The organism is Pseudomonas sp. Rh2, from assembly GCF_040762985.1.
Lineage (GTDB): Bacteria > Pseudomonadota > Gammaproteobacteria > Pseudomonadales > Pseudomonadaceae > Aquipseudomonas > Aquipseudomonas taiwanensis.
The window spans coordinates 1538254-1550216 of the sequence record NZ_CP142890.1 but is presented as its reverse complement, the minus strand read 5'-3'; the positions used below and the strand labels follow the sequence as shown (position 1 = coordinate 1550216).

Sequence of the window (11963 nt, the reverse complement as noted above, 5' to 3'; positions counted from 1 at the left end):
TGCGGTTATCGAACAATTTGTTGCCAGGCTAACCTTCTGTCTCTCAAGACCTCATCGCCAGCAAGCCGGGCTCACGCGGGGCTTGCAACGCCCCGCAGACACCCGCTTGCCGGCCAGGATCAGGTCGCGTCCGCGTGGCTTACCCACCCTTTGACGATTACACCCACCGTCGCCAGCGCTGCGGGCACCAGCAAGGCAGTCAGTACCTGCTCGAAGCTCCAGCCCAGGCCCAGCAGGGTCGCACCGCTCCAGGCACCCAGAATCGCGCCGAAACGGCCGATGCCCAGCATCCACGAAACCCCGGTGGCACGGCCTTGGGTCGGGTAGAAGCGCGCCGCCAGCGAGGGCATCGCCGACTGCGCACCGTTCACGCACATACCTGCGATCAGCACCAGTGTGGCCAGCAAGGTAATGTTGCCCAGGCTCTGCCCCACTGCGTAGGCAAACACGCCGGCCAGCAGGTAGAAGATGCCAATGACCTTGTGCGGGTTGAAGCGGTCCATGGCCCAACCCACCCCGACCGCACTGAGCACGCCGCCGAACTGGAACAAAGCACCAATGAAGGCCGCCTGTTCCATGCTGGCACCGCTGTCACGCATCAGTGTGGGCAGCCAGCTGGTCAGCAGGTACACGATCACCAGGCCCATGAAATAGGTCAGCCACAGCAGCAAAGTGCCGACGCCATAGGTACCGGAGAAGATCACTGCAAACACGTTGCGAGCAGCTACCGCTTTTTGTTCGGGCACACTGAAGCTGGCCGCCTGAGCGATCACCGCAGGGGCGATCGGTGCCAGGGTCTTGCGCACTTTGTCGGTGCCCCGGTTGCGCACCACCAGAAAACGCGCCGACTCCGGCAGCCAGATCATCAGCACCAAGGCCAGCAGCAGAGGCAGCACACCACCCACCACCAGCAGACTGTGCCAACCGTAGGCCGGGATCATCTTGGCGGAAATGAAACCACCACCCGCCATGCCCAGGTTGAAGCCACAGAACATGCTGGTCACCAGCAGCGACTTCAGGCGCTCGGGGGTGTACTCGGACAGCAAGGTGGTGGCGTTGGGCATGCCTGCCCCCAGACCCAGGCCGGTCAGGAAGCGCAGCACCAGCAACTGATCGACATTGGTGGCGTAGGCCGAAGCCAGGCTGAAGCCGCCGAACACCAGCACGGCCCCCACCAGTACACCTTTACGACCGAAGCGGTCAGCCAAAGGCCCCGAGCCGAGGGCCCCGAACACCATGCCGATAAGCGCCGCACTCATCACCGGGCCAAGGCTGGCGCGGTCGATGCCCCACTCCTGGGACAAGGCCGGCGCGATGAAACCCATGGCGGCTGTATCCAGGCCGTCAAGGAAGACAATAAGGAAGCAGAGGATCACCACCCGCCACTGAAAGCGGGACAGAGGCTGTTCATTGATGAACGACTGGACGTCGAGGCTGTTCCCGACAGATTGCGGTTGATTCATTGTTGTTATCCAGAATGATGGGCACGGACAAACCACTGCACGCGAGGCACGAGCAACGTATTCGAAAGTCGGTGGAGTGCGGCTGGAATCAGCCTGGATACGAGGGCACTGCGTGCGGGTGCGGCCGCAGCAGCGAAGCGACAGTGTTCATGATCAAGGTATCTCTCGTGTTGTTTTTGTTCGGTCGGCAAAGCCGACCGTTGCGAGAGACATTAATCAGCGCCTTGGGACTGCGCAATTGACCAGCAACGACACTGTGCGTTTATCGAACAGGAAACGCTGCCACGCCTCGCCTCAGCCAAAAAGCTGGTGGCACAGGTCTTGGCTGGCGGACAACAGAATCGGCAGGAACCGCTGCTCCAGCTCGCTGCGACTGACGCGGCCCACGTGGGTGCTGACATTCAAGGCAGCCAGCACCTGACCCGATGCGTCATAGATGGGTACTGCAATCGATCGCAGCCCTTGTTCCAGCTCCTGATCCACCACACACCAGCCCTGGGCACGCACTTGCTGGATGCAGGCGAACAATGAATCGGGGTCATGCAATGTGCGACTGGTACGCGCCTTGAGGTCCGCCCGTTCCAGGTACTCCCTGAGGCTGGCATCGTCCAGCGCAGCCAGCAGGATGCGGCCCATCGACGTGCAATAGGCCGGCAACCGCCCACCTACCGACAGATCGACCGAGATCAGCCGCTCGACCGTTGCCGAACGCGCGATATAAAGAATGTCGTCACCTTCGAGCGTGGCCATGTTGGCCGCCTCATGCAGCTGGTCACTGATGCGGTCCAGATAAGGCTGCGCCGAAACGGCCAGCGGCGTCGAAGACAGGTAGGCATGCCCAAGGGTGAGCACTTTGGGCAGCAATGAATACGTGCGCCCGTCGGTGGTCGCATACCCCAGCTTGATCAAGGTATGCAGGCAACGCCGAACGGCAGCCCGTGGAATCTCGGTACGGTGGCTGATCTGGGCGATGGTCAGGTGGCGCTTGCGCTCCTGGAACGCCTGGATCACTGCAAGTCCCCGCGCCAGTGAGGTCATGAAGTCAGGGTCGCCCGTGAACGCCTGGATCCGCTTGGCCGGTGAAGCCACGATCGGTGGTGCCAACGAGGGAGCGGCACCACGCACCGGCTCTGCGTGGGCAGACTCATTGACCAGGGTTTCATCGCTCATCGCACACCTCTAAAAAAATCGCTCGCTCGTGCGATTATCGAACGAACGGCCGATAATCGCAATTGACCGCTGACACTTTTGCTTATACCTTTCTCCTGCCACATGTGGCTTCTTTGGAGAGACTGGTCAGGTACCCACCGTAGAAGTCCCCAGGCAACGGCCTCGCCTCGCGCGAGGCCGTTTTTCATTATCCTCTTGCAACACCGACTTCCGCTTCTGTTGTTCCAACATCGAACCCCGGCACTTCGTGGCGAACGCGACAACAACTTGCGTAGGCGATGTCAGTATTGGGTAAATAACCCTGTTCGACGAATTAACGGTTGCTATAATCGATTCTGCTGGCCCGGATCGAGACGCGGTCATGGACTTCACCGGGGTCATGCTTATCCAATCGCCAGCACTCAGGCTGCTGATTCACGCCTTCCGCTGTTCCATGCGCTTTCGGCGAATACCCAGAGCGTCGACAGGCGATACCCGCGTGGACGCAACGCACCTGGCAAACAACAAACAGGTAACCAACTCATTCAGGTATTACTGTGACGAAAGATGAACTGCGCGCGGAACTCGAGCGCCAGGCTGAACGTTACAAGGAAGTTTACGGCGGGGAAGTTACAACCTACGCCGCCCAACCGGATCCGGAACGCAAACCCTGGCGTAAACGAGCCACCGTGCAAGACCAAGCCTTCAGCCATGAACTGGAAAAGATGGAAAAGGAACTGCGCAGCGAGAAATCCTGAGCGTCCGATCCTTGGCATCCGCGCCGCAGGCTGAAAGGCCAGGGCGCGGGCGATCTTTACCGGGAGATCGGGGATGAAATGGAATTACACAAATTTCATACGACCGTTTGAACCGGGAGGCCGCACTGCTTTTTTTGATAATTTGCCGAAATTACAGGGTTTTCACGACTTTTAGGCGCCATTAATCTGCCTGGAATACGGCTTCGGCGTCCGAACCCAGGTCGAGAATGACTGCCATCGGTCAGCAGCAGGTGCATCGATTGCCAAGGTTTTCTGGCATAATCGCGCCCCCTTTGACCGCCAGACAACCTTCATGATCGATTTATTCAGCGGACTGGATGCCTGGGTGTTGGTGAGCTTGCTGCTCGCGCTGACATTCGTGCTCGCATTCGAGTTCATCAATGGCTTTCATGACACCGCCAACGCGGTAGCCACCGTCATCTATACCAAAGCCATGCCGCCGCACCTCGCCGTATTCTTCTCCGGCGTGTTCAACTTCCTCGGCGTTTTGCTCGGCGGAGTCGGGGTGGCCTATGCCATCGTGCACCTGCTGCCAGTCGAATTGCTGATCAATGTGAACACCGGGCATGGCCTGGCCATGGTTTTCTCGCTGTTGGCTGCGGCCATCACCTGGAACCTCGGCACCTGGTATTTCGGCATCCCCGCCTCCAGCTCGCACACGCTGATCGGCTCGATCCTCGGTGTGGGCCTGGCCAATGCCTTGATCAACGACATTCCGCTGGGTGACGGCGTCAACTGGCAGAAGGCGATCGACATCGCCATGTCCCTGGTGGTCTCGCCCATGGCGGGCTTCGCCGTGGCAGCCCTGGTCCTGATCGGACTGAAATGGTGGCGCCCGCTGTCGAAGATGCACAAGACGCCCGAGCAGCGTCGCAAGCTCGACGACAAGAAACACCCCCCCTTCTGGAACCGCCTGGTGCTGGTTATTTCGGCCATGGGCGTGAGCTTCGTGCACGGTTCCAACGACGGCCAGAAAGGCATTGGCCTGATCATGCTGGTCCTGATCGGTATCGTCCCGGCCAAATTCGTCCTCGACCTGAACAGCACGACCTACCAGATCGAGCGTACCCGCGACGCCACCCTGCACATGAGCCAGTTCTACCAGCGCAACGCCGCGACCCTGGGCGAATTCCTGGCGCTGGGCAAGGCCAAGGCCAGCGACCTGCCGGAACAGTTCAGCTGCAACCCCCAGCAGACCGAACCCACCATCGCGGCACTGCAGACCTCGCTGCAAGGCGTGACCGACTACCGCGACCTGAGCGCGGAAAAACGCGTGGAAGTACGTCGCTACCTGCTCTGCCTGGATGACACGGCCAAGAAGGTCGGCAAGCTGCCAGGCCTGGAAGCCCGTGAGAAGGCCGACCTGGAAAAACTGCGCAAGGACCTCACCGCCACCACCGAGTACGCTCCGTTCTGGGTGATCGTTGCCGTTGCGCTGGCATTGGGCCTGGGCACCATGGTCGGCTGGAAACGCGTGGTACTGACCGTTGGCGAGAAAATCGGCAAACAGGGCATGACCTACGCCCAAGGCATGTCGGCACAGATCACCGCAGCCTGCGCCATTGGTATGGCCAACGTGTTCAGCCTGCCGGTGTCGACCACCCACGTCCTGTCATCCGGCGTCGCCGGTACCATGGTCGCCAACAAGAGCGGCCTGCAGGGCGGTACCGTGAAAACCATCCTGCTGGCCTGGGTCCTGACCCTGCCGGCCTCGATGGGCCTCGCGGCCGGCCTGTTCTGGCTGGCGTCGAAAGCCATTGGCTAAGTGATACCGCACATGTGAAAGGGGCGCCTTCGGGCGCCCTTTTCATATCTGCTCCCCGCCCCTGCTTAGTAAGAGCGGGATTACCCGCGCAAGGGTCGGCGCAGGTTCACTACCGCTTCCTGCCTCCCAACAACGACCCCATCAACCCCCGCACCAGCTGGCGCCCCAACTGGTTGGCCGCTTGCCGCACCGCCGACTTGATTGCCTGCCCTGCCGCACTCTGCAAGAACTCCCCGGCCTTGTCGGCAAAACTGTCTTCATCCACCTTAGGCACCGGCGCAGGCTCCACCGGCTCACCTTTGCGTTGACTCAACATCTCGTACGCCGACTCGCGGTCGACCGGCTTGTCATAGCGTCCTAGCAACGGTGAGCCGGCGATCAAGGCACTTCGCTCGGCTGCCGTGAGCGGCCCGATCCGCGACTGCGGCGGGGCGATCAGCACGCGCTGGACCATCGCTGGCGTGCCCTTCTCCTCCAGTGTTCCCACCAAGGCCTCGCCGATACCCAGCTCGGTCAGCACAGCCAAGGTATCGAACGCAGGATTCGGCCGAAAACCATCAGCCACCGCCCGTAGCGACTTCTGCTCCTTGGCGGTGAATGCCCGCAGACCATGCTGGATGCGCAATCCCAGTTGAGCCAGCACGGCATCCGGCAGATCGCCCGGTGACTGAGTGACGAAATAAACCCCCACTCCTTTTGAGCGGATCAGCCGCACCACCTGCTCCAGCCGGTCCTGCAAAGCCTTGGGCGTATCGTTGAACAACAAGTGGGCTTCATCGAAGAACAGCGCCAGCACCGGCTTGTCGGCATCCCCACGCTCCGGCAGTTGCTCGAACAGCTCAGCCAGCAGCCATAGCAGGAAGGTCGCATACACCTTCGGCGCCTCATGCACCAGGCGGCTGGCATCGAGCAGGTGAATGCGCCCACGCCCGTCGTGGTCAGGGCGCAGCAGATCTTCGAGCTGCAAGGCTGGCTCGCCGAACAGGGCCTCGGCGCCTTGCTGCTCCAAGGTGGCCAGCCGACGCAACAGTGCCTGGGTCGAGGCGCCAGTCATCAGAGCGCTGTCTTCGCCGAGCAATTGTGGGTTGTCCTTCAAATGCCCTAGCAGAGCCTTGAGGTCCTTCAGATCCAGCAGCAACAGGCCTTCGCGGTCCGCCACCTTGAACGCGGCATACAGCGCGGCCTGTTGGCTGTCGGTCAGTTCAAGCAAGTTGCCCAGCAACAGCGGCCCCATTTCGCTGAGGGTGGTACGCAGCGGGTGACCGGACTGGCCAGCGATATCCCAGAGGCTGGTCGGATAAGCCTGTGGCGTGTGTCCCAACCAGGGCATGCCGGCAATCCGCTCGGCTACCTTGCCTTGCGGGGCCCCCATCGCCCCCAGGCCACACAGGTCACCTTTGACATCGGCCGCGAATACCGCCACCCCCGCATCGCTGAAAGCTTCCGCAAGATGCTGAAGTGTGACGGTTTTACCCGTCCCCGTGGCCCCGGCGACCAAACCATGACGGTTGGCCAGGCGCATGGCTTGGGTGACGGGCTGGCCATCCAAACCTGCGCCGACAACTAATTGCGAAGAATCCGACATGTTCTCTCTTCCTCTACTCAAGCTTCACCCTGAATCGGCCGATACACCCATGTGATATTCGCCTTCAAAGCAGGAACAACCGAAAAAGGACTTTCCGGGATGTTGCACTGTTTGACTGCTGTATTCGTGCGAACGCCCGATAAAAACCTTAGCGGAACCGATTACGCCATGAACAAAAGCCTTCGTTTCAGCCATAAGATCCTATTGGCAGCCTCACTGATCGTGATACTCGCCTTCAGTTTGTTCACCCTCTACAACGATTACCTCCAGCGTAATGCGATCCGGGAAAATCTGGAGAATTATCTGGCTGAAATGGGCGAATCCACTTCGACCAACATTCGCAACCTGTTCGAAGGTCGCATAAAACTGGTGGAGAATCTGGCACAGAACATTGCCCAGGAACCCGCCAAGGCTGAGACCTTGATGGGCCAGAATGCCCTGACCTCCAGCTTCCTGACCGTGTACCTGGGCAAGGTCGATGGTGGTTTCAGTGTCCGCCCCGACACCAAGATGCCCGATGGCTACGATCCACGTACCCGCCCTTGGTATAAGGACGGCATGAACGCCTCCGGCGTGACGCTTACCGAACCGTACATCGACATGGCCACCAACAAGATGGTCATCGGCATCATCAACAAGGTTTCCGGCTCCGTCGGCGTGGTCGGCGGCGACCTGGACCTCGATGGCCTGGTACGGATCGTCAACTCGCTGAACTTCGGCGGCATGGGTTATGCCTTCCTGGTCAACGATCAAGGCAAGATCCTGGTTCACCCGGACAAAGAGCTGGTGATGAAGTCGCTGTCGGACCTGTTCCCGCAAAAGACCCCCAAGCTGTCCGGTGAACTGACCGAAGTCGATACCGACGGTCAGGCGCGCTTGCTGACCTTCACGCCGATCAAAGGCCTGCCATCGGCCAACTGGTACATCGGCCTGTCGGTGGACAAGCAAAAAGCCTTCGCCATGCTGAGCACTTTCCGCACCTCGGCGGTCATCGCCACGGTCGTTGCCGTGGTGATCATCATCGGTCTGCTCGGCCTGCTGATCCGCGCACTCATGCAGCCGCTGCACACCATGACCCGAGCGATGGAAGACATCGCCGAAGGCGAAGGCGACCTGACCAAGCGGCTGAAAATCCACAGCCACGACGAGTTCGGTATTCTGGGTACCGCCTTCAACCGCTTCGTCGAGCGTATCCACAGCTCGATCCGCGAAGTGTCCTCGGCCACCGAGCAGGTCAATGAAGTAGCCCTTCGGGTCATCAGCGCATCGAACTCGTCGATGGCCAACTCCGACGAACAGTCCAACCGCACCAACAGCGTCGCCGCCGCCATCAACGAACTGGGTGCTGCCGCCCAGGAGATCGCTGGCAATGCGGCCCAAGCCTCGCAACACGCCAGCTCGGCTCGCCTGCTGGCCGAGGAAGGCCAGCAAGTAGTGGAGCGCAACATCGAGGCGATGAACCGCCTGTCCGACCTGATCGTCAGCTCCAGCGCGCACATCGAGACCCTCAACAGCAAGACCGTCAACATCGGCCAGATTCTCGAAGTCATCACCAGTATCTCCCAGCAGACCAACCTGCTGGCACTCAACGCCGCGATCGAGGCTGCCCGCGCCGGCGAGGCTGGCCGAGGCTTTGCCGTGGTAGCCGATGAAGTGCGCAACCTGGCCCACCGCACGCAGGAATCGGCGCAGCAGGTCCAGACCATGATCGAGGAACTGCAGATCGGTGCCCGCGAATCGGTGGAGACCATGGGCCAAAGCCAGCGCCACAGCCAGGACAGCATGGAGATCGCCAACCAGGCCGGCGAGCGTCTGGACAGCGTGACCGTGCGCATCGGCGAGATCGACGGCATGAACCAGTCGGTGGCCACCGCCACCGAGGAACAGACTGCCGTGGTCGATTCGATCAACATGGACATCAACGAAATCAACATGCTCAACCAGGAAGGCGTCGAAAACCTCCAGGCCACCCTGCGTGCATGCTCTGACCTGGAGCAGCAAGCGAGCCGCCTCAAGCATCTGGTCGGCACGTTCCGCATCTGACCGCACGCCACAGGAGCAGGCAGTCCGCCTGCCTGCTCCTGTCGTTCGAAGCTATCCCGCCAAGCCCCCTACCCCGATCGAACAAACTATTCTTCAGGAAGGTCAACCTTTAGGCGCGTCATCGCCGGCCCGTTGCAGCCGGATGACAGACCCGAAGACGATCCCGGAGGGATGCTGATCGTGCACATTGCTGACATCACCATGTTCTACGCCCCGGCCAGCGGCGGCGTACGTACCTATCTTGATGCCAAACACCATCGACTCGACGCCATTGCAGGCGTGCGCCACAGTCTCTTGATCCCCGGCGCCAGCGCCAGCCACGACAACGGCATCTATCAGGTGCCCGCTCCTCCCCTGCCGTTTGGCAACGGCTACCGCTTCCCGGTGCGCCTGGCCCCTTGGTGCAACGTGCTTCGCCGCCTCAAGCCCGACCTGATCGAGGTGGGCGACCCCTACCTGACCGCCTGGGCAGCCCTGGAAGCGCGGCGCAAGCTCAACGTGCCGGTGATCGGTTTCTATCATTCCGATCTCCCCTTGCTGGTCAGCAATCGGATGGGCAACTGGTTCACCCCCAATGTCGAAGCCTATGTCAGCAAGCTGTATGGCAACTTCGACCGGGTGCTGGCTCCCAGCCAAGTCATGGCCGACAAACTGCGCCGCCTGGGGGTTAAACAAGTTCATGTGCAGCCTCTGGGCGTCGACCTGTCGACCTTCCACCCTGGGCACCGCGATCCGCATCTGAAAGCCAGACTGGGGATTCCCGACACCAGCCGCCTGCTGATCTACGCAGGTCGCGGTTCGCGGGAAAAGAACCTGCCCGTTCTGCTTGACTGCATAGAGCGCCTGGGCCGACCGTATCACCTGTTGCTGGTTGGCTCGAACATGCCAGCCAATGTGCCAGCCAACGTCACCGTGATCGATCGATTCTGCCCACCCGATGAGGTCGCCAGGCTGATGGCCAGTGCCGACCTGCTGGTTCACGCAGGCGACCAGGAAACCTTCGGCCTGGTCATCCTCGAAGCGATGGCCAGCGCAACCCCGGTGGTCGCGGTGCGGGCCGGGGCGTTCAGCGAGATCATCAACGACCGGTGCGGGCGCCTGTGCCGCCCCAACGATGGCCAGGCCATGGCCACCGCCGTGCGTGAGGTGTTCGAAGAAGGCATTCACGACCTAGGCGTCCAAGCCCGTTGCCAGGCAGAGCAACACTACTCGTGGGACAGCGTGGTAAGCGGCTTGCTGGGGCACTATCAGGCCGTGCTCGGCCACACACCGCAGGTACGTGCCCATGGTTGAAAACAGCGGCAAGCCGCGCAGCCTGATGCTGGTGCTGCACGACATCGCGCCCGAAACCTGGCCCGACTACCAGCCGTTCGTCGAGGCCGTCGACCAACTGGGCAATGTGCCGATGACCTGGTTGGTGGTGCCGGACTTCCATCACCGCAACCTGCTGTCACGCTCGCCCACCTTCTGCCGCATGCTCGAACACCGTTTGGCGCGGGGAGACGAACTTGCCTTGCATGGCTTCTACCATGCCGATGACGAGCCGCCACCACGCAGCCCTGGCGAATACTTCATGCGCCGTGTCTTGACCCATGAAGGCGAATTCTACCGGCTGGACCGCCAGCAAGCCCTGCAACGCCTGGAAAGCGGCCTGGCGCTATTCGAGCGGCAAGGCTGGCCGGTAGCAGGCTTCGTCGCACCGGCCTGGTTGATGAGCGAAGGCACCCGACAGGCGCTGCGCCATCTGCCCTTGCGCTACACCAGCACAGCCCAGCACCTGTACCGCCTGCCCGAGTTCACCGCCATCCCAGCCCCTGGTTTGGTATGGAGCGCCCGCAGTGCCTGGCGTCGGGGACTGTCTCGGCTGCTCTGTGACTGGCAATGCCGACGTTGGCGCGAGGCAGAGACACTGCGCCTGGGGCTGCACCCGGTGGACATGCGTCATCGCGACTCACGACAGTACTGGTTGCGCACCCTCCAGACCCTACTGGCAGAAGGCCGCGAGCCCTTGACCAAGTCAAGCTGGCTGGAGCGCCAGGTGATCGCATGAGCCGCCTGGGCTGGCTGGTCCTGGCCTTGCTCTTGGCGGTGTTGGTGCCGACGCTGCTGGGCGGCAGCGAACTGCTACCCAGGCTACGCGCCTTCGCACCGACACTGATGATGTCGCTGCTGGGGATGATCATGCTGTGCTGGGTCATCAACGCCGTTCGCCTGCGCCTGCTGCTCGGCCAGCAGGCGCAGAAGATTAGCCGGGTACGCAGCCTGGGCGTGGTGATGGCCACCGAGTTCGCAATCTGCACCACCCCGGGGGGTAGCGGCGGACCGCTGACCTTGATGGCGCTGCTGGCCCATGATCGCATCGGCCCAGCGCGCAGCGGGGCGGTGTTTGCCATGGACCAACTGAACGACTTGGTGTTTTTCTTCTGTGCCCTGCTGGCTATCGCCGGCTATGCCGCGTTTCACAGCCTCGGGCAAAGCCAGGAAAGCATGCTGCTGGGCAGCGCATCGCTGCTGTGCGTGGCGCTGGCGCTGGTGGTTGGTTTACTACGCTACCGACGCCGGGTGATGCGGTTCATCGGGCGGCTGCTAAGGCGCCTTGGCGTTGCCCGGCAACGTCGACAACGCTGGGCTCGCAAGCTGCTGCACTTCATCCATGCCCTGGCGCAAACCTGGCGCCTGCCCAAACGCACGCTGGCGCTGGTATTCACCCTCACCTGCGCGCACTGGAGCCTACGCTACAGCGTGTTGTTCCTGGTACTGCGGGGATTGGGTGTGGAGCTTTCGTGGGTACCGAGCTTTCTGGTGCAGATGCTTTCGCTGAGCGCCGGTCAGTTCAGCTTGCTGCCAGGTGGTGCAGGCGCCGCAGAACTGACGTCGGCGAGCTTGCTGACCCCCTTGGTCGGCAGCTCGACCGCAGCGGCGGCAGTGCTGATCTGGCGGGCAGTCACTTACTACTTCTATCTGCTTGCCGGAGGGCCGGTGTTCGTGTGCCTGCTGGCGCGTCCGTTGCTGGCGCGCTGGCGGGGTCAGGCGCATTGAGCTGCTGCCAGAGTTCGGCGGCACCGGAAAACTCGGTGCCGTCGTCGTCGCTCAGCGCTTCGGGATCGAAGCGGGCCAGGCAGCCCTCGCCGAGGGTCGCAGGTGCCGAGGCACCCGCCTTGTCACGCGGATCTGCCACA

General features: G+C 61.7%; 10 protein-coding genes. 6 read left to right on the top strand and 4 right to left on the bottom strand.

Translation table 11 applies throughout. The features are described 5' to 3' along the window. Positions 1-119 precede the first annotated feature (119 nt). Both VXM67_RS07010 and pcaR read right to left on the bottom strand, forming a co-directional pair. A complete protein-coding gene (locus tag VXM67_RS07010) occupies positions 120-1463 on the bottom strand; it encodes an MFS transporter (protein ID WP_023378908.1) in 1344 nt (447 codons plus the stop codon). Positions 1464-1757: 294 nt separating this feature from the next. Then, a complete protein-coding gene (pcaR, locus tag VXM67_RS07005) occupies positions 1758-2633 on the bottom strand; it encodes a pca regulon transcriptional regulator PcaR (protein ID WP_023378907.1) in 876 nt (291 codons plus the stop codon). Between the two features lie 536 nt (positions 2634-3169). Here pcaR and VXM67_RS07000 point away from each other — a divergent pair. Both VXM67_RS07000 and VXM67_RS06995 read left to right on the top strand, forming a co-directional pair. Beyond that, the gene (locus tag VXM67_RS07000) at positions 3170-3370 is read left to right on the top strand and encodes a hypothetical protein (RefSeq protein ID WP_023378905.1); all 201 of its coding nucleotides are present in this window, start codon (positions 3170-3172) and stop codon (positions 3368-3370) included. Positions 3371-3683: 313 nt separating this feature from the next. Continuing rightward, positions 3684-5156 carry an inorganic phosphate transporter gene (locus VXM67_RS06995; protein ID WP_023378904.1) on the top strand — a complete coding sequence of 491 codons (1473 nt, stop codon included), beginning with the start codon at positions 3684-3686 and terminating at the stop codon, positions 5154-5156. A 109-nt stretch (positions 5157-5265) separates the two neighbouring features. Here VXM67_RS06995 and VXM67_RS06990 read toward each other — a convergent pair whose 3' ends face one another. Next, entirely contained in the window at positions 5266-6741 is a 1476-nt protein-coding gene (locus VXM67_RS06990) for a helicase HerA-like domain-containing protein (RefSeq protein ID WP_023378903.1), read from the bottom strand. A 168-nt stretch (positions 6742-6909) separates the two neighbouring features. Here VXM67_RS06990 and VXM67_RS06985 point away from each other — a divergent pair, with 168 nt between their 5' ends. The 4 genes from VXM67_RS06985 (at position 6910) to VXM67_RS06970 (ending at position 11823) form a co-directional block, all read left to right on the top strand. Beyond that, positions 6910-8784: a methyl-accepting chemotaxis protein gene (locus VXM67_RS06985; RefSeq protein WP_023378902.1), complete on the top strand. Its 1875-nt coding sequence runs from the start codon at positions 6910-6912 to the stop codon at positions 8782-8784. 171 nt (positions 8785-8955) lie between these two features. After that, entirely contained in the window at positions 8956-10077 is a 1122-nt protein-coding gene (locus VXM67_RS06980; RefSeq protein ID WP_023378901.1) for a glycosyltransferase family 1 protein, read from the top strand. Then, positions 10070-10834 carry a DUF2334 domain-containing protein gene (locus VXM67_RS06975; protein WP_023378900.1) on the top strand — a complete coding sequence of 255 codons (765 nt, stop codon included), beginning with the start codon at positions 10070-10072 and terminating at the stop codon, positions 10832-10834. Before VXM67_RS06980 ends, VXM67_RS06975 begins: the two co-directional genes overlap by 8 nt. Next, positions 10831-11823: a lysylphosphatidylglycerol synthase transmembrane domain-containing protein gene (locus tag VXM67_RS06970; RefSeq protein WP_186598803.1), complete on the top strand. Its 993-nt coding sequence runs from the start codon at positions 10831-10833 to the stop codon at positions 11821-11823. Before VXM67_RS06975 ends, VXM67_RS06970 begins: the two co-directional genes overlap by 4 nt. Here VXM67_RS06970 and VXM67_RS06965 read toward each other — a convergent pair. Continuing rightward, positions 11729-11962, bottom strand: coding sequence for a hypothetical protein (locus VXM67_RS06965; RefSeq protein ID WP_081669750.1), 234 nt, complete (start codon positions 11960-11962; stop codon positions 11729-11731). The genes VXM67_RS06970 and VXM67_RS06965 overlap by 95 nt on opposite strands. Position 11963 lies beyond the last annotated feature (1 nt).